Raw genomic sequence first — 18859 nt, 5'->3', positions numbered from 1 at the left:
TTAAATCGGTTTGCCGCTGAAGGGGAGGCCTGGACTTAACGGGGCGAATGGCGGAATGAAATAATTTTAGTTGAGATGACATCAGATACCATTATCAGTATATTTTTAGGGGTAGGCTTGGCCGCTTCGGTTGGCTTTCGTGTATTCTTGCCGCTTTTCGCATTGAGTCTGGCCTCCTACACAGGAGTCTGGGAGTTGAACGAGAGCTGGCAGTGGATCGGTAGTTTAGCGGCTTTGATTACGCTGGGCGTAGCCACCTTAGTAGAAATTTTCGCCTATTTTATCCCTTGGGTAGATAATGTTTTAGATAGCTTTGCGGTACCTTTGGCCGCTATTGCGGGTACGGCAGTAATGGTGTCTACCGTAGCGGATCTTGACCCTGTGGTTACCTGGTCTTTGGCCATAATAGCCGGTGGTGGCACCGCTACGGCCATTAAAGGGGCAGGGGCGACCAGTAGATTGGCTTCAACGGCTACCACCGGAGGATTGGGAAATCCCTTGGTTTCGACCGTAGAGACGGGTACCGCCTTGGTCGTGACCACGGCCTCTATATTCGCCCCGATCTTGGCCGCGTTTTTGGTGGTTATCATTTTAGCATTGATTTTTAGGATCTATAGAAAACTAAGGCCTAGGATAAAAAGATAGATACTGTTTGAACACTAACCTCATGCAAACGGATGTTTTGGCCGTGGGTATGAAGTAAAAAAATATGTAGTTAACGATAATACTATAGTAAAGTGAAAATAATAGCCATGATACCGGCGCGTTATGCGGCATCGCGATTTCCGGCAAAGTTGATGCAAGACCTTTCGGGTAAGCCGGTTATATTACGAACTTATGAAGCTGCGGTTAAAACCGGACTCTTCGACGAGGTGTTCGTTGTAACCGATAGCGATGTTATTTACAACACCATAATAAGTGCCGGGGGCCAAGCCTTAATGAGCCAAAAAGAGCACGACTGTGGTAGTGACCGTATTGCTGAGGCCGTTACCCATATGGACGTTGATATCATTGTCAATGTTCAGGGGGATGAACCTTTTACCGATCGAGAGAGCCTGGCAGGGGTCTTGGAAGTGTTTAAGCAGGACCCCGATGAAGAAATCGACTTGGCTTCGTTAATGGTGCGTATTACCGATGCAGGGGAAATAAGCAACCCGAATACGGTCAAGGTTATAGTTGACAACCGAAATTTTGCATTGTATTTTTCGCGTTCGCCTATTCCTTATCCTAGAAATAAGGATATAGAGAGCATATATTATAAGCACAAAGGTATCTATGCCTTTAGAAAACGTGCCTTGATGGACTTCCAAAGGTTGCCAATGCTGCCCTTGGAAGCCATAGAAAAGATAGAGGCCATACGTTACTTGGAGTATGGTAAAAAAATAAAAATGGTGGAAACTACGGTTTCCGGAATAGAAATCGATACCCCTGAAGATTTGAAAAGAGCACAACAGGCATGGAAGTAGACTATAGTAATATTAAGGTCGTCGGTTTTGATGCCGATGATACGCTATGGGTGAATGAAACCTATTTTAGGGAGGCCGAAACAAAGTTTGGCAAGCTTCTCGAAGGGTACGAAACCATGAATACCATTGATCAAGAGTTGTTCAGAATGGAAATCAAAAACCTAGAGCTTTACGGTTATGGGGTTAAGGGATTTATGCTTTCAATGGTAGAGTCGGCATTGGAGCTGTCGAACAATAGGGTTTCGCAGGCAACGATCGGCGAAATCTTGAATATTGGTAAAGAGATGTTAAGGCAACCTGTAGAATTGTTAGACGGTGTAAGGGAAGTTTTACGTAAATTGAGCGTAAATTATCGGTTAATAGTATTGACCAAAGGAGACTTATTGGATCAAGAACGTAAACTGGAACGATCGGGACTTTCCGAATTTTTTCAACATGTAGAGGTTTTGAGCGATAAAAAAGAAGAAAACTATCTACATTTGTTGAACCATTTGCAGATTGATGTAAACGAATTTCTTATGATTGGAAACTCTTTGAAATCAGATGTTCTTCCCCTTGTGAATATTGGGGCCCAGGCGGTTCATGTTCCTTTTCATACCACCTGGCAGCATGAAGAGGTCAAAGTAGATGAGGATGATTATAAATATCTGAAAATAAATAGATTGACGGATATTTTGGGGTATTTGAAATAAGACTATGGAGGTTAGAAAAGATATGGGCCACAAGCCCGAAACAATTAGTGTGAATACTGAATACAAGAATTTTCCAATGGTACCCAGGGTGGTATTCGGAAGGGGGAGTTTTAATCAATTGGGAGCTATTTTAATGCCGAGAAGGAAGCATTCCGAAGCACCGTTTATTTTTTTGGTCGATGATGTTTTTGAGAATACCGAATTGGCGAAAAGAATCCCTTTGATTTTTAATGATCAGATTATTTTTATTTCGGCGGAAGAAGAGCCGAAAACGACCCAAGTAGATGTCTTGGTCGATAAGATAAAGGCCGAATTCGGGGATCTGCCCTCTGGTATCGTCGGAATCGGTGGCGGAACATTGCTTGACTTGGCAAAGGCCGTGGCCATCTTGCTGACCAACAAAGGGAGTTCTTCTGATTATCAAGGTTGGGACCTGGTTCACAAACCTGCCGTATTCCATGTCGGAATACCTACCATAAGCGGTACCGGTGCCGAGGTTTCTAGAACTACCGTACTCTTGGGGCCCGAAAAAAAATTAGGAATCAACTCCGACCATACCACTTTCGACCAAGTGCTTTTAGATCCCGATTTGACCCAAGGGGTCAGCAAAGAGCAGTGGTTCTATACGGGTATGGATTGTTATATCCATTGTATAGAGTCATTGACAGGAACTTACCTGAACGCCTTTAGCCAAAGTTATGGTGAAAAGGCCTTAGAGCTCTGCAAAGAGGTTTATTTGGGGAGTTTGTCCCCAGAAGAGTCGCGCGATAAATTAATGATGGCATCATGGCACGGGGGTATGAGCATAGCTTATTCACAGGTGGGTGTGGCCCATGCCATGAGTTACGGTCTCGGCTATTTGTTGGGGGTTAAACATGGTATTGGCAATTGTTTGGTGTTTCAACACTTGGAGGAGTTTTATCCTCAAGGCGTTGCCCTTTTTCACGAAATGAGACAAAAGCATGGTATTGCATTGCCGCAAGGGGTTTGTGCCAACCTAAGTGATGCCGATTTTGAGACAATGATTTCCGTGGCCATGAATATGGTTCCCTTATGGGAAAACGCCTTAGGTAAGAACTGGAGGGAAACCATTACTCCTGAAAAGTTGAGGTCTATTTATGAAAAAATATAACTTTCCTATCGCTTAAAGGAAAGTGGTCGGGCATTTTGATGCCTATCCGTTGTTTTCTTTAATTTAAAGTTTCCTCTATGCAAAGATTGGCCCGTTTTATTTATTTCAAGCTGATGGGCTGGAAGATGGTCGGCAAATTTCCAGGTCATTTAGATAAGTTTGTCATTGCCGTCGTTCCACATACCAGTTATGTCGATTTTTTTCTCGGCTTGTTGATACGGGAAATATGGAATGAATCCATCAATTTTGTAGGTAAAAAAAGTCTCTTTGCCTTTCCTTTCGGTTTTATATTTAGGAAGCTGGGAGGAGAGCCCATTGATCGTAGTAAGAATAACGATATGGTTTCGGCCACGGTAAAGGTATTTCAAGAGCGGAAGAAGTTTAGGTTGACCATTGCTCCTGAAGGTACCCGCAAAAAAGTGGATAAATGGAAAACGGGGTTCTATTATATCGCCAAAGGCGCCCAAGTGCCCGTTGTGCTGGTGGCCTTCGATTTCGGTAAAAAACAGGTCAAGATTTCAGAACCTTTGTATACTACCGATGATAAAGACGCCGACTTTAAAGTCTACGAAGCTTTTTTTAAAGGTGTAGTCGGAAAGATACCACGGCAGCCATAAGTTGTGCTAAGGAAGAAAAGTTTTTTGCATCGTAGAAACTTAGGTTTACCCTATTAAAAAAGCGGCCCAATAGGCCGCTTTTTTAATGTGTGAAATAACTTTCGTTATCGAATGCTATTCTTGCATCGTATGGTAGACGTTCTGAACGTCGTCGTCTTCCTCTATTTTTTCTAAAAGTTTCTCAACATCGGCAGCTTCTTCCTCTGAAAGTTGCTTGGTTACTTGTGGAATGCGCTCGAATCCTGAGGATAAGATTTCAATTTCCCTGTTTTCCAGTTCTTTTTGAATGGCTCCAAAGCTTTCAAAAGGGGCATAGATCAAAATACCGTCATCATCTACAAAAACCTCTTCCGCTCCAAAGTCAATAAGTTCCAGTTCCAGTTCTTCGGGGTCGATACCCTCTGCAGGGATTCTAAAATTACAAGTGTGGTCGAACATAAATTCTACAGAGCCCGATGTGCCCAAGCTTCCATCGCATTTATTGAAATAACTCCTGATGTTGGCAACGGTGCGGGTATTGTTGTCGGTAGCGGTCTCGATGAGTATGGCTATACCATGGGGTGCGTAACCTTCGAAGAGTACCTCTTTATAATCGCCTAGACTCTTATCGGAGGCTCTTTTAATGGCGCGCTCAATATTGTCCTTGGGCATGTTTACCGACTTGGCGTTCTGGATGACCGCCCTAAGTCTTGAGTTGGAGTCCGGATCCGGTCCTCCTTCTTTTACAGCTATTACAATATCCTTTCCTATACGAGTAAAGGCCTTTGACATAGCTGACCATCGCTTCATTTTACGTGCTTTTCGAAACTCAAAAGCTCTTCCCATAATCTGTAACTAAATATTTGTTGAAGGTAGCAAATTTAATAAAATTGACAACGGTTGCAAGTACTTGGCCCTCACCATTTCAAAAGAAGTTTGCATAAGCGGCGTTTTTGGACCGTACAGGAATATTATTTTGCCAAATAGGGCTACCTTTTATTCACTTTCAATAATCGCTTCAATACTATGCGCCAACTTAAAATCTTTTTCCGTAAGACCTCCTACATCGTGGGTGTTCAGCCGAATATGCAATGAGTTGTAAACGTTGCTCCAGTCGGGGTGGTGCCCTTGGGCCTCGCATTCAAAGGCAATACGGGTCATTACCGAAAAAGTTTCTTTAAAGTCCTTGAATTCGAAGGAGGTTTCAATGGCGCCATTGGCGTAATCCCAACCGTCAAGCTTGGCAAGTTGACTTTCGATTTCTTGTTCAGATAATTTTTTCATAGGTGTGTTGCTGTATTTGCGTGGTTACAAAAACCTGAAATTAATCATTTCAAATTTCTTCGGGGATAAAATACACCCTTATTGTGAGTTCTAGCGCATCACATGGTGGTCTATTACATCTTGATAGCTAAACTGTAGGTTTTTAGGGAGTTTGTTGTCTCGAGGCAATACGGCGAGATATCGTTCGTCGTTAGTAGTGAATACCCGCTTGTAGATTGGGGTGAAATCACCGATGCGCTCTACGATTTCTTTTGTGAAGTCTTCGTGGTGCACAAGGTCGTTACTGCCAAGATGAAAGATTCCCCTTTTATTTCTGTTGATGAGGTAATGGATCTGCTGGGTGAGTTTGTCGTCATTGGTTACGTTCAAGACCAGATTGGGAAAAACTTCAACAGGGGCATTGTCCCAAATGTATCTTTTAATATCCTTTACCCGTGGAGAGCTATTTCCGAAAACCATGGGTATACGCAGTATGCCCATTTTTTTTTGGGGAAGCCTAAGGAGCATATTTTCGATCTTGATCTTCAGTCGTCCGTATACACTCTCCGAAAGCGTTTTATCATGCTCGTAGGAAGGGTATTTGCTATAGGCGTCAAACACATTGGCGGAAGAGAGGAAGTATAGACAACAATCGTTTTCCTTTACGTATTCGACAAGGTGTCGATGGGCCACGATTTGAGATGCAAAATTTCCCCTGACGGCCGATACGATTACTTTTGGGCGTACCTTTTCGAGAATTTCATGAACATCATCCTCTTCCATATTGTATTTGAAGAACTGCTTGTTGCCTTCAAATGATCGTCTGGCCGAATTATACGTGCCGTAGGTGTCAAAATAGTTGCATAGCTCTTTGTATATGGCATGGCCCAAAAAACCACTGGCTCCTAAAATGAGAATTTTTTTACTTCCGTCGTCCATCTTTCTCCCCTCTCTTATGTGTCTGTGCCGCTTATCCTTTGTAAAAAGGCGGCTTTACAATAGTGGCCGGTACCGCATTTTTTCTGATTTGAATGTGTATTTTACTGCCTGCTTCGGCAAATACGCTAGGGACGTAACCTAGACCTATACCCTTGCCCAGCGAAGGGGACATGGTACCAGAGGTTACAACGCCAATGGTCTTTCCTTGTCCGTCCACTATGTCGTACCCCTGTCTTGGTATCCCTCTTTCGTCAAGTTCAAATCCGATCAACTTGCGTTCTGGGGCATGCGCCTTTATTTTGGCCAAGGCTTCGCTGTTTACAAAATCTTTGGTGAACTTGGTGATCCAGCCCAATCCAGCTTCAAAGGGAGAGGTGCTGTCGTCAATATCGTTACCGTACAGGCAATAGCCCATTTCAAGACGTAGGGTGTCACGTGCGGCAAGACCTATGGGTTTGATGTCGTAGGCGGCTCCTGCTTCAAAAACCTTGTCCCATACTTGCTGTACCTCGCTGTTCTTGCAATAAATTTCAAATCCGCCCGATCCGGTATAGCCGGTAGCCGAAATAATGACATTGTCGATTCCCGCGAAATCGCCCACCACAAAATTGTAGAACTTGATGCTGGCCAAATCGACCGATGTCAGCGATTGCATCGCTTCAACGGCTTTAGGCCCTTGGATGGCCAAAAGTGAAAATTCGTCAGAAATATTGCGCATGGTAGCACCTATTTCTTCATTGTATTTTGAGATATGTGCCCAATCTTTGTCAATGTTCGAAGCGTTGACTACCAAAAGGTAGGTTTCTTCTTTTATGCGATACACGATAAGATCATCGACAATCCCTCCTGTTTCATTCGGGAGGCAGCTGTATTGCGCTTTTCCAAGGGTAAGTTTAGAGGCATCGTTAGACGATACTTTTTGAATAAGGTCTAGGGCTTTCGGGCCCTCGATCAAAAACTCTCCCATATGGGAAACATCAAAAACACCCACAGCTTTGCGAACGGTCTCGTGTTCTACATTTATGCCTTCATAAGAAACAGGCATATTGTATCCGGCAAAGGGTACCATTTTTGCGCCTAAGGCTTCATGGGTCTGGGTCAACGCAGTATTTTTCATCGTACTTCTCTTTTTAGGCTTACAAAGCTATTGAAATATTTAACTATTGTATAATTGCGGTTTGATATGTTTTGCATAATCTTTGTAAATTACCCGGTGCATTGTTTCAAAGCGAAAAGATCAAACCTCTAAAAAAAATAAAATGGTAAGACTACTTTATGTAATGGTAGCGATATGTATGGCTCCTTTGTCCAGTATGGCCCAAGATGAACCTTCCGATTTCCTTTCGGCCGATTTTCACAAGAACAGAAGGGAAGCGGTCCGAAAAATGATGCCCGCCAATAGTGTGGCCGTTTTTTTTGCCAACGCTGTTAGAAATCGCGCCAATGACGTAGATTACGTCTACCATCAAGATCCCAATTTTTATTACTTGACGGGCTATAAGGAGCCGAATTCGGTCTTGCTTATTTTTTCGGAAGATCAAAAAGATGCCAATGGAGGGGTGTACAACGAAATGCTTTACGTACAGGAGCGTGACCCGAGGGCCGAGCAATGGAACGGAAAGCGTTTGGGAATAGAAGGGGCTAAAAGTAAATTGGGTTTCAAATCGGTCTTTAACGGTAGTGCGTTCAAACAAGCGGCCGTCGATTTTCAAAAGTTCGATAAGGTGCTGTTCTTTGATTTTAAGAACGATTATCGCGATTCAAGTGACGGGGCTGACCTCTTTGATTTGATACAGGCCTTTAAGGAGAAAACCAATTACCCGGCTGACTACGATGGTTCTAAAGAGCGGTTTTATTCGATGATCACAGCTACCGATGTTGAGAACAGTGCCAATGTGGCCCAAGTATTGGGGCGTTATTTGAACCGGGACGAAAAGTTACGGGAAGATGAACTTTTAAGCGGATTTGTAAATGCCGGGGACGATGAGTTACGAAATGAAATAAAGCAAAAGGTTTCCCTAAAGCTCGATGCCCATAATTTGGATTCCTCAACACTGGGCGAGATTATGGCGACTTTACGCGAGACCAAACTTGAGGAAGAAATGATGCTTTTGAAAAAAGCCATAGAAATTTCGGCAGTGGGGCAGGTAGAGGTGATGAAGGCCATGCACCCGAACATGTCGGAAACCGAAATCCAAGGGGTGCACGAATACGTCTATAAGAAATACGGTGCGGAATACGAAGGCTACCCTTCTATTGTAGGAGGGGGCAATAATGGATGTATTTTGCATTACATTGAAAACAATAAACCTCAGGTAGGCAATGATTTGGTGTTGATGGACCTAGGGGCCGAATACCGTGGGTACACGGCCGATGTTACCCGAACCATACCGGCTAACGGAAAGTTTACCAAGGAACAAAAACAGATATACAATATTGTATACGAAGCTCAGGAAGCGGGTATTAAGGCCAGTGTGGTCGGTGCCCCTTTCCAGGCCCCGGGGCAAGCCGCGAGCAAAGTGGTCGCCGAAGGTCTGTTGAAACTGGGTATTATTAAAAAGGAAGAAGAGGCCCGTATTTATTTCCCCCATGGTACTTCGCATTATTTAGGCTTAGATGTACATGATGCCGGAACCTATAGGCCTTTTCAGGAAAATACGGTAATTACGGTAGAGCCGGGTATCTATATTCCCGAAGGAAGTGATTGTGATGAAAAATGGTGGGGCATAGCGGTACGGATAGAAGATGATATCCTAATAACGAAAGACGGGCCGATAAACCTGTCGGCCATGGCACCGAGAAAGGCGGAGGACATAGAAAAAGTTATGAAGCAACCGAGTCCGTTGGACAAATTTGAGCTTCCCAAATTGAATTAATAAAAAGCCCCTAAAATTATTTAGGGGCTTTTTTATTATCGGTTCAATAGGTATTGTTTGAGCTCGTCGTATTCCTTTATGAAAATGGACTTCTTTTCTTTGTCCATCACCTGTTTGATCTGTTCGGGAATATCGACTGAACGGCCAATGGTGTCTTCCACTACATCTAAAAATTTTACGGGGTGTGCGGTTTCTAAAAAGATACCGTAGCAATCGGGGTGGGTTTCTTGGTATTTCTTCAACCCTAAATAACCGACAGCCCCATGGGGATCTGCAATGTAACCACTTTTGGCGTATACTTTTTTCATGGTTTCCCTAGTTTCCGCATCGGAGAAGGCGTACGAAGAAAGGTTTTCCTTTAACGCTTCAAAATTATCTTGGTACAAATGTCTGATGCGAATGAAATTACTTGGGTCGCCCACATCCATGGCATTTGAGATGGTCGGTGTAGAGGGCTTGGGGGCGTATTCCTTCGTTCTCATGAACTCGGGTACGGTATCGTTGACGTTGGTGGCGGCAATAAAGTGTTTTACGGGCATACCTAAACGTTGGGCTACCATACCGGCACAGATGTTTCCGAAGTTGCCACTGGGGATGGAGAAAACAATCTCCTTTCCCTTTGCTTTTGCCTGTTTGTAGGCGAACAGAAAATAGAACAATTGGGGCAGCCAGCGCGCTACATTGATAGAGTTGGCCGATGTCAGTTGCATTTTTTCCAGAAGGTCTCCGTCTATGAAAGCGGTCTTTACCATTTTCTGACAGTCGTCAAAGGTACCGTCTACTCTAAGGGCGGTTATATTTTGACCTAAGGTGGTCAGCTGTCGTTCTTGAATATCGCTTACTTTTCCGTTCGGGTATAAAATGACTACACGAACGCCTTCGACACCTAAAAAACCATTGGCTACGGCACCGCCGGTGTCACCTGAAGTGGCTACCAATACCGTTACATCTTGCTTTTCCCCTTCTGAAAAATAGCCAAGGCAATTGGCCATGAAGCGTGCCCCAACATCTTTAAAGGCCATGGTGGGACCGTGAAAAAGTTCTAAGGTTGATACGTTTTCCTCAATTTCAACTACCGGAAAATCAAAGTCAAGGACCTTGGCAATGATTTCGCGGAGCCTGTCGTTGGGAATTTCATCGGATACAAATTGGTGAATGGCATTGAACGCAATTTCATGATCGGTCAAATCTTCGATATGTTCAAAGAAACGCGCGGGAAGGGGCTCTATCCGTTCAGGAAAATAAAGTCCTTTATCGGGAGCGATTCCTTTGATTACCGCATCTTTAAACGAAACTTCTGGGGCTTTTTTATTTAGGCTGTAAAAATTCATTATTGTAGGGTCTTTATTCCTTCACGATTGATCTTAGAGACGTGAACATCGTAATCGATACCAATGTTCTTGTATACATTTTTCATGGCGGCCGCAACTTCGTTTGCGATAGCTTCGCCTTTGCTGAACGCAAAAATTGAAGGCCCGGAACCCGATATACCGCAACCTAGGGCACCGGCATTTATGGCTTCACTCTTTACTTGGTCAAAACCGGGGATCAATATGGAGCGGATGGGCTCGACAATATGGTCGACCAAAGAACGTCCGATGAGGTCGTAATCTTCGGTGAACAGTCCGGCTATGAGCCCGCCCACGTTGCCCCACTGCTTAATGCCGTCGGCCAAGGTGATGTTGGTTTTCAGTATTTTTCGCGAGTCCGATGTCTTTACTTCTATTTGTGGGTGGATTACCGTGGCGTACAATTCGGGGGGCGTATGGATCGGTATAATATCCAGGGGATCGTAACTGCGCACCAGGGTGAAGCCTCCAAATAGGGCGGGGGCTACATTGTCGGCATGGGCGACGCCACTTGCCAAGCGTTCACCTTCCATAGAAAACTGAACCAGTTCAAGGGTGGAAAACGGCCTACCCAATAGCTCGTTCATGGCCCAAACGGCCCCTGTTGAACTTGCTGCGCTGCTGCCGATTCCGCTTCCGGCCTTTATCTTTTTGTAGATTTCTATTTCAAATCCACCTTCGTAGTCGCCTTTTTCCAAAAGTGCCAAGCCTGCTACACCGGCCACATTGCGCTCGGTTTCCATGGGGAGGTCTTGGCCTTCTAGTTTGGTGATCCGTATGCCCTTTTCCGGGGTTTTTCGAACCACCATGATATCGCCAACGTTATCTAGGGCCACACCGAGTACATCAAATCCGCAAGAAACATTGGCAATCGTTGCCGGGCAGAATATTTTAATTTCTTCCATAATTAGAAATTTCCGATTCTAATGATATCGGCAAAAATGCCTGAGGCGGTAACGTCGGCCCCTGCACCGGCCCCTTTAATGATCATAGGCTGGTTAGGGTAGCGCTCCGTATAGAAAAGAACGATATTGTCACTGCCTTCCAAGTTGTAAAAGTCGTGTCCCTTAGGGATGGCCTGAAGGCCTACACTGGCTTTTCCGTTTTCGAATTGGGCCACATACTTTAATTTGCTATCGGCGTCTTGGGCCTCTTTGTACATCTTTTGAAAGTCATCTTCATGCTTGATCAACGAAGCGAAGAAATCTTCATTGTTCGTGGTGTCAAGACTTTCTTGAGGTAAGAACGATTTGTTTTCGATATCGCCAATCTCTAATTGGTTTCCGCTTTCACGGGCCAAGATCAAGATTTTTCGCATCACGTCCACACCGCTCAAATCTATTTTGGGATCCGGTTCGGTATAACCTTCTTGCTGCGCTTGTTTCACGATGTCGTGAAACGTGGTCTTGTCGTTGAAGTTGTTGAAAACAAAGTTCAAGCTTCCGGATAGAACGGCTTGTATCTTGAGGATTTTGTCACCTGAGGCGATCAAATGTTTTAATGTATCTATAATAGGTAAACCTGCCCCAACGTTCGTTTCGAATAAAAACGGAGCGTTATAAGTTCGCGCAAGCGACTTTAATTCTTGGTAATTTTCATAGGCCGAAGAACAGGCGATCTTGTTACAGGTAACTACTGAAATGCTATTGCCCAAATAGGCGTTGTAGGTTTTGGAAACTTCCTCGCTCGCCGTATTATCTACAAAAATGCTGTTGCGGTAATTCAGCTCGTTGACCTTTTTCATGAACTCGACCTTGTCGGCCTTTTGTCCCGCGGCCAGTTCAGCTTCCCAATTTTTAAGGGGGATGCCGTTTTCGTCAAAAACCATGGTGCGCGAATTCGACATGCCAATGACGCGTATGTTCAATTTTAGGTTTTCTTTTAAAAACTTCTTTTGTTGGTAGATCTGCTTCAGTAATTTGGATCCTACGTTGCCCACACCCATTACGAACAGGTTGAGCTGCTTGATGTTTTCTTCAAAAAACTCTTCGTGAAGGGCGTTGAGGGCTTTTTTAACGTCTTCTTTCTTGATAACGGCCGAAATGTTTCGCTCTGAAGCACCCTGTGCAATGACACGTAAGTTGACGTTGTTCTTACCTAAAGTACTGAACATTTTACCGCTCAGGCCTTGATGGCTTTTCATATTGTCGCCGACCAGTGCTATGATGGCCAAATCTTCTTCGGCAATGACGGGCTTTATCTTTCCGCGTTCGATTTCGTATTCAAAAGCGGTATTTACCACTTCAGTGGCCCTGTCGATATCCTCGGCCGAAATACCTACGCAGATAGAGTGTTCCGAAGAGGCTTGGGTAATAAGCACTACGCTTATTTCAGATAGGGAAAGGACTTCAAAGAAGCGTTTTGATATACCGGGTATACCTACCATTCCAGGACCTTCTAGAGATAAAAGGGCAATGTTTTCCACATGGCTGATACCGCGCACCGTCTTACCTTTTTCGTTTTTGTTCTTGGTAATTAAGGTTCCGGAATTATCGGGTTCAAATGTATTTTTGATTACGATGGATATACCTTTCGCCAGTACCGGTTGAATGGTTGGGGGGTATAAGACCTTGGCGCCAAAATGCGATAGCTCCATGGCTTCTTCGTACGATATGTGCGGAATGGCCTTGGCCTGTTTTACGATTTTTGGGTTGGCGGTAAACATACCGCTAACATCCGTCCATATTTCCAAGAACTCGGCATTGATGGCCGCGGCTACAATGGCGGCCGTATAATCTGAACCTCCACGGCCTAAGGTGGTAGAGTTGCCGTTTTCAGATGAAGCTATAAAACCTCCCATAACAATGACTTGGTGGTCGTCTTTATCGAAAAACTTTACGCAATTATCATTGGTCAGGTCGAAATTGACCGCAGCCTTACCGTTTATGTCATTGGTCTTGATCAGTTCCCTGCTATCGATATAAGCGGAATTTAAACCCTCTTGGATAAAATATTCGTCGATGATATACGATGATAGAAGCTCCCCGTAACTTACAATTTTATCGGAAAGACGCGGGGTAATTTCCCCAATGAGAAAAGCACCTTCCAGAAGGGTTTCCAAAGTGTTGATTTCACTTTTGACCTTGCTTAGTACCTTGCTTTGGGCACTTACATGAATAAGTGACTTAGCCGTATCTAAGTGTCGAGCTTCGATTTCTTTTAAAATAGATTTGTAACCTTGGTTTTGGGCAGAGGCTTGTTGCGCCGCATTCAACAAGAGGTTGGTAACACCACCGAAAGCAGATACCACAACAATAGCTTTTTTGGCATCTGATTGGGATACGATATTTTTTACTAATGATATGTTGGAGGCGTTGGCTACGGATGTGCCGCCGAATTTTAAAACTTTCATGTTAGAGGAAATTAACTCTTAAAAATAGATTGGGTGCGAAATAACGCGATAACGAACTGATATGTTTTTGCCTACCCCAAAGGGGTGGTGGTGCCAAATGTGTTGATAGAACCATTGGTCGTGAAGAAAAGTTCAGTTGATATGTTTGCGATATGCTGGTACATTGTAAAAATGAAAGCATCAAAAGTAGTACTTTTGGACTCTTAATCAAATTTTTGTTGCTAGTTATTGGGCTATAATGTTAATTACTTACATTATTGAAAATTTTGTGAGATTTTTACAAAAAATTATAGCTATTGTGCCATTGTTTCAAGCGGCTAGCTAACAGGTGAAAACCATATACATACTTAACAACCAGATAATTCTACAATCGTATACATGAAAATTTTCTCAGCAAAGCAAATCTATGAAGCCGATAAGGCTACGATAAAAAAGAACGGCATAAGCAGTGATGAATTGATGGAAGGCGTTGCCGTTCAACTTTTCAATTGGCTGCACTATAGAATTCAGGGCGCCCCGGTCAAAATTCACCTCTTTTGTGGTATTGGTAATAATGGGGGCGATGGCATTGCATTGGCGAGGCACTTACTCGAACACGGTTATAATATTGAGGTGTACGTTGTAAATTATAGCAAGAAACGCTCCGATGATTTTTTGGTGAACCTAGACCGTTTGAAAGACCGGAAAGTATGGCCCGAGTTTTTGGAGGAAAGCTCCGTTTTACCCGAAATAGGACGAGATGATATTGTGGTAGATGCCATTTTTGGTATTGGCCTGAACCGTGCCCCCGATGCCTGGGTGGTAAAATTATTTGACCATATCCAGCAATCGGAAGCCTTTGTGCTTTCTGTTGATATTCCTTCGGGATTGTTCACCGATAAGGTGCCACAAGATGAAAGTGCAGTGATAAAAGCGAACCATACCCTAAGTTTTCAAGTGCCGAAATTGGTGTTTTTCTTACCTGAAACGGGTGTCTTTACCGAGCAATGGGAGGTTTTGGATATTGGTCTAGACCCTGAATTCCTAAGTAATACGGAAACGGATTATGAGTTGATAGGAAAGAATGAAATGCTTCCGGTCTATATCCCCAGGGAAAAATTTTCGCATAAGGGCAGTCACGGACACGGACTCATCGTTGGGGGCAGTTATGGTAAGATCGGTGCGGTGCATTTGGCTTCTAAGGCGTGTTTGTATGCGGGTAGCGGCTTGGTAACGGCCTATGTTCCCAAATGTGGCTATATGCCCCTGCAGACGAATTTTCCCGAAGCCATGGTCATAACCGATGCCGAAGAAGATGTTCTATCTAAAATTGAGTTTGATATCGATCCTACGGTAATAGGTATCGGTGTAGGAATGGGGAAAGACGAACGTAGCGCAGAGGCTCTCGATGATTTTTTGATAAACAATAAAAAGCCCTTGGTAATCGATGCCGATGCCCTGAATATACTTGCGGAAAACAAGCATTTGTTGGAAAAAATCCCCGCGCGAAGCGTGTTGACCCCCCATCCCAAAGAATTGGAAAGATTGATCGGTACTTGGAAGGATGATTTTGATAAATTGGATAAGGCAAAAGCATTTTCAAAGAAATACGATTGTGTTTTGGTAATCAAAGGCTCGCATACGATTACCCTTTATGATGAAAAGGGGTATATTAACACTACGGGCAATCCGGGTATGGGAACCGGTGGAACGGGTGATCTGTTGACCGGTATGGTAACGGGACTTATAGCTCAGGGATACAATCCGCTTAATGCCGCTGTTTTTGGGGTGTATCTACATGGAAGGGCAGGGGATATAGCCGTTGAAAAAACAGGCTACCAGGCATTGACTGCTGGTGCGGTTGCCGAAAGTATCGGTGCGGCCTTTATCGACTTGTTTGCCGTACCTGAAAATAGGCCTCAGTCGAACGAAAACGAAGCTGCTCAGCAATAGGGGAATATTTCATGACATAAAAAAAACTCAAGATTCTAAATCTTGAGTTTTTTTTTATGTCGATTGCTGGCTCTAGCTATGCTATTTAGCTTTTGCGCGACGCTTTACCCACGCTACCGCGTTGTCGTATTCAATAAAGAATTTCATTGGTTTTTTATAGAATAGCTTTTCGATCTTGAAATTGTGCATGTCTATTTCTTTTACCGATACTATGGCAAAAGCCTTCAGGTTGTCCAATTGACGTAGATACGTATATATAGTTGGGTCAACGGCATACGACTTTTTTCTTAGGCTGATATAGCCGAAGTTTTTATCCCTGAAATGGATTTCTGAAATGCCTATGATTTGATAAACTCTTTCTAAAGTGAGTGTAGCACCTTCATCGAACAGCGAAACCATGTAGTTTTCGTAAACTTGTATTTTTCCAACATCTAATTGATACTCCCTGACTATAACAGTCTTCTTTGGTCGCCTCACTTTCATTTCAAATTTATTATAATGTCCTGTGACGAATGTAGATGTATCGTTATCTATTGAGAAAAATAATAGATTAAAAGCGTAAATATCGTTTATAGTGCTGTTGTTGAAGCATTATTGTATTGGGGTATTCGTGTCTAATTCTTGGAAAAATAAAAAAGGGAGCCCGTATAATAGGCTCCCTTGATAGAATTTATGGCGGTAAAAATTAGGTGTTCGATGACTTTTCCGCTTTTTTGATTTCTATGGTAAGTTCCTCGTTTTTCTCGTCGAGGTCCATGATAATACTGTCGCCATCTTCAAGTTTTGAGTTTACGATCTCTTCGGCCAGTGCATCTTCAATATATTTTTGAATAGCCCTTTTTAAAGGTCTGGCGCCATATTGTTTGTCAAAACCTTTATCGGCAATGTAGTCTTTGGCCTTTTCGGTAAGGCTTAAATCGTAACCGATATCTTTAATTCTGGCGAACAATTTGCGTAGCTCAATATCGATAATCCTGTGGATGTCTTCCCTTTCAAGTGCGTTAAATACGATCACATCGTCGATCCTGTTCAAGAATTCCGGTGCGAAGGCTTTTTTAAGGGCTCCTTCTATAACGCTCTTTTGGTGACTGTCTTCTTGAGACTTCATGGCCGATGTGCCGAAGCCGATACCTTGTCCAAAATCTTTTAGTTTTCTCGCGCCAATGTTTGAGGTCATAATGATAATGGAGTTTCTAAAATCAATTTTCCTGCCCAAACTATCGGTAAGGTAGCCGTCATCTAGCACTTGTAGCAACATATTGAATACATCGGGATGTGCTTTTTCTACTTCATCGAGAAGAATGACGGAGTAAGGCTTGCGTCTTACCTTTTCGGTCAACTGACCGCCTTCTTCGTAGCCTACGTATCCTGGAGGTGCTCCTACCAATCGGGAAATGGCGAATTTTTCCATGTATTCGCTCATATCGATACGGATCAAGGCATCTTCGGAGTCGAAAAGTTCCTTGGCCAATACTTTTGCCAATTGGGTTTTGCCCACTCCGGTCTGACCTAGGAAGATGAACGAACCAATGGGCTTGTTCGGATCTTTTAACCCGGCACGGTTTCTTTGAATGGCCTTGGCTACTTTCGCCACCGCCTCGTCTTGACCGATTACGTTCGATTTGATCAAGCTGGGCAGTTCGGCAAGTTTGTTGCTTTCCGTTTGTGCAATTCGGTTTACGGGTATGCCGCTCATCATGGAAACTACATCGGCCACATTGTCTTCCGTTACCGTTTCTTTATGAAGCTTACTGTCTTCTTCCCATTTTTCTTGCGCGGTAGCCAGGTCTTTTTCAAGACGTTTCTCGTCATCGCGCAATTTAGCGGCCTCTTCGTATTTCTGTTTTTTGACCACGCTGTTCTTTAACTCGCGAACATCTTCAAGTTGTTTTTCGAGTTCAAGGATCTGCTTGGGTACATCCATGTTTACAATATGTACGCGAGAACCTGCTTCGTCAAGGGCATCAATGGCCTTATCGGGCAAGAATCGGTCCGTCATATAACGGTTCGTAAGCTTGACACAGGCTATAATAGCTTCGTCGGTGTAGTGTACGTTATGGTGGTCTTCGTATTTCCCTTTGATATTGTGAAGAATTTCAATGGTTTCCTCAACCGTAGTCGGTTCAACGATTACCTTTTGAAAGCGTCTTTCGAGCGCCCCGTCTTTTTCAATGTACTGTCGGTACTCATCTAGGGTAGTGGCTCCTATACATTGGATTTCGCCCCTGGCCAAAGCCGGTTTGAACATGTTGGAGGCATCTAAACTGCCCGTAGCACCGCCTGCACCTACAATGGTATGTATCTCGTCAATGAAAAGGATGACATCGTCATTCTTTTCAAGTTCGTTCATTACCGCCTTCATGCGCTCTTCGAACTGGCCACGGTATTTTGTGCCGGCTGCCAAAGAAGCTAGGTCAAGGGTAACTACCCTTTTATTGTATAGGATGCGGGAAACCTTCTTGTTGATAATCCTTAAGGCCAAGCCTTCGGCAATGGCACTTTTACCAACACCGGGCTCTCCGATCAAAAGCGGGTTGTTTTTCTTTCTTCTACTAAGTATTTGGGAAACGCGTTCAATCTCCTTGTCCCTTCCCACAACGGGGTCTAGCTTGTTTTCCTCGGCCATGAGTGTAAGGTCTCGGCCAAAGTTGTCCAGTACGGGAGTTTTTGATTTTTTGTTTCCTTTTGGTCCTGCCGTAGTGCCAAAACTTCCTTCTTTTCCTTCGGTGTCGTCGCTATCGCTCGGAAACGATTCGGAAGTTGGGGCGTCTACAATATCGTCGTCGCTTGTAATCATAAATTTAAACTGTTCCTTTACACCGTCGTAATCTACTTTTAACTTGTGAAGCAGTTTCGTGGTGGGGTCATTTTCGTTCCTTAGAATGCACAATAGCAAATGGGCCGTATTGATCGAGGAACTCTGGAAAAGCTTGGCTTCTAAAAACGTAGTTTTTAGGGCACGCTCCGCCTGTCTCGTCAAGTGCAAGTTCTTTTTATCTTTTTGTAAGTTGTTCGGGTTTGGATTGGAGGGGCTGAGAATTTCGACCTTTCGCCTGAGGTGATCTAAATCCACCTCCATAGCGTCAAGAATACTAATTGCCTTGCCGTTACCATCCCGTAAAAGCCCCAACATCAAGTGCTCGGTACCAATGAAATCATGGCCCAACCGCAGCGCTTCTTCTTTGCTGTAAGCAATTACGTCTTTTACCCTCGGTGAAAAATTATCATCCATAAAATTATCCTTTCATCTATAAAATTAGTA

Annotated in this window: 16 protein-coding genes; 7 read left to right on the top strand and 9 right to left on the bottom strand. The window is 43.7% G+C overall.

The window, feature by feature from the left end:
• The first annotated feature begins 75 nt into the window (after positions 1 to 75).
• From BW980_RS17920 to BW980_RS17900, 5 genes are all read left to right on the top strand, one after another.
• Positions 76 to 645, top strand: coding sequence for a DUF4126 domain-containing protein (locus tag BW980_RS17920; RefSeq protein ID WP_076456543.1), 570 nt, complete (start codon positions 76 to 78; stop codon positions 643 to 645).
• 107 nt (positions 646 to 752) lie between these two features.
• Complete coding sequence (kdsB, locus tag BW980_RS17915; protein WP_175609915.1) at positions 753 to 1466, top strand: 3-deoxy-manno-octulosonate cytidylyltransferase; 714 nt, start codon at positions 753 to 755, stop codon at positions 1464 to 1466.
• Complete coding sequence (locus BW980_RS17910) at positions 1457 to 2158, top strand: HAD family hydrolase (RefSeq protein WP_076456541.1); 702 nt, start codon at positions 1457 to 1459, stop codon at positions 2156 to 2158. The genes kdsB and BW980_RS17910 overlap by 10 nt, the downstream gene beginning before the upstream one ends.
• A gap of 4 nt (positions 2159 to 2162) precedes the next feature.
• Positions 2163 to 3290 (top strand): iron-containing alcohol dehydrogenase family protein, encoded by a 1128-nt coding sequence (locus BW980_RS17905; RefSeq protein ID WP_076456540.1) that lies wholly within the window; start codon positions 2163 to 2165, stop codon positions 3288 to 3290.
• A gap of 77 nt (positions 3291 to 3367) precedes the next feature.
• Positions 3368 to 3907: a 1-acyl-sn-glycerol-3-phosphate acyltransferase gene (locus BW980_RS17900; protein ID WP_076456539.1), complete on the top strand. Its 540-nt coding sequence runs from the start codon at positions 3368 to 3370 to the stop codon at positions 3905 to 3907.
• Positions 3908 to 4021: 114 nt separating this feature from the next.
• On the opposite strand, the gene BW980_RS17895 is transcribed toward BW980_RS17900, so the two are convergent.
• The 4 genes from BW980_RS17895 to gcvT all read right to left on the bottom strand — a co-directional run bounded on the left by BW980_RS17895 (position 4022) and on the right by gcvT (position 7205).
• Positions 4022 to 4732 carry a YebC/PmpR family DNA-binding transcriptional regulator gene (locus tag BW980_RS17895; protein ID WP_013991862.1) on the bottom strand — a complete coding sequence of 237 codons (711 nt, stop codon included), beginning with the start codon at positions 4730 to 4732 and terminating at the stop codon, positions 4022 to 4024.
• Between the two features lie 150 nt (positions 4733 to 4882).
• On the bottom strand, positions 4883 to 5170 hold the full coding sequence (locus tag BW980_RS17890) for a 4a-hydroxytetrahydrobiopterin dehydratase (RefSeq protein WP_013991861.1): 288 nt from the start codon (positions 5168 to 5170) through the stop codon (positions 4883 to 4885).
• 90 nt (positions 5171 to 5260) lie between these two features.
• The gene (locus BW980_RS17885) at positions 5261 to 6088 is read right to left on the bottom strand and encodes a sugar nucleotide-binding protein (protein WP_076456538.1); all 828 of its coding nucleotides are present in this window, start codon (positions 6086 to 6088) and stop codon (positions 5261 to 5263) included.
• A 31-nt stretch (positions 6089 to 6119) separates the two neighbouring features.
• Positions 6120 to 7205 (bottom strand): glycine cleavage system aminomethyltransferase GcvT, encoded by a 1086-nt coding sequence (gcvT, locus tag BW980_RS17880; protein ID WP_076456537.1) that lies wholly within the window; start codon positions 7203 to 7205, stop codon positions 6120 to 6122.
• A 142-nt stretch (positions 7206 to 7347) separates the two neighbouring features.
• Here gcvT and BW980_RS17875 point away from each other — a divergent pair, with 142 nt between their 5' ends.
• Positions 7348 to 8964 (top strand): aminopeptidase P family protein, encoded by a 1617-nt coding sequence (locus tag BW980_RS17875; RefSeq protein ID WP_076456536.1) that lies wholly within the window; start codon positions 7348 to 7350, stop codon positions 8962 to 8964.
• 35 nt (positions 8965 to 8999) lie between these two features.
• Here the strand turns inward: BW980_RS17875 and thrC are convergent, their stop codons facing one another.
• Genes thrC through thrA form a run of 3 tightly spaced genes read right to left on the bottom strand, consistent with a single transcriptional unit; the run spans position 9000 to position 13665 of the window.
• Positions 9000 to 10295, bottom strand: a complete 1296-nt coding sequence (thrC, locus tag BW980_RS17870; protein ID WP_076456535.1) for a threonine synthase — start codon at positions 10293 to 10295, stop codon at positions 9000 to 9002.
• Positions 10295 to 11218: a homoserine kinase gene (locus tag BW980_RS17865; protein ID WP_076456534.1), complete on the bottom strand. Its 924-nt coding sequence runs from the start codon at positions 11216 to 11218 to the stop codon at positions 10295 to 10297. The genes thrC and BW980_RS17865 overlap by 1 nt, the downstream gene beginning before the upstream one ends.
• A 2-nt stretch (positions 11219 to 11220) precedes the next feature.
• Positions 11221 to 13665: a bifunctional aspartate kinase/homoserine dehydrogenase I gene (gene thrA / locus BW980_RS17860; RefSeq protein ID WP_076456533.1), complete on the bottom strand. Its 2445-nt coding sequence runs from the start codon at positions 13663 to 13665 to the stop codon at positions 11221 to 11223.
• 378 nt (positions 13666 to 14043) lie between these two features.
• On the opposite strand from thrA, the gene BW980_RS17855 reads away from it, so the two are divergent.
• Complete coding sequence (locus tag BW980_RS17855; RefSeq protein WP_076456532.1) at positions 14044 to 15597, top strand: bifunctional ADP-dependent NAD(P)H-hydrate dehydratase/NAD(P)H-hydrate epimerase; 1554 nt, start codon at positions 14044 to 14046, stop codon at positions 15595 to 15597.
• Between the two features lie 81 nt (positions 15598 to 15678).
• On the opposite strand, the gene BW980_RS17850 is transcribed toward BW980_RS17855, so the two are convergent.
• Both BW980_RS17850 and BW980_RS17845 read right to left on the bottom strand, forming a co-directional pair.
• Complete coding sequence (locus tag BW980_RS17850; protein WP_076456531.1) at positions 15679 to 16080, bottom strand: STAS/SEC14 domain-containing protein; 402 nt, start codon at positions 16078 to 16080, stop codon at positions 15679 to 15681.
• 202 nt (positions 16081 to 16282) lie between these two features.
• Positions 16283 to 18829, bottom strand: a complete 2547-nt coding sequence (locus tag BW980_RS17845; RefSeq protein WP_076456530.1) for an ATP-dependent Clp protease ATP-binding subunit — start codon at positions 18827 to 18829, stop codon at positions 16283 to 16285.
• Between the last annotated feature and the right edge of the window lie 30 nt (positions 18830 to 18859).

The organism is Zobellia uliginosa (assembly GCF_900156625.1).
GTDB lineage: Bacteria > Bacteroidota > Bacteroidia > Flavobacteriales > Flavobacteriaceae > Zobellia > Zobellia uliginosa.
Note: the sequence above shows the minus strand (reverse complement) of the source record. Positions and strands in the feature narration are given on the sequence as shown.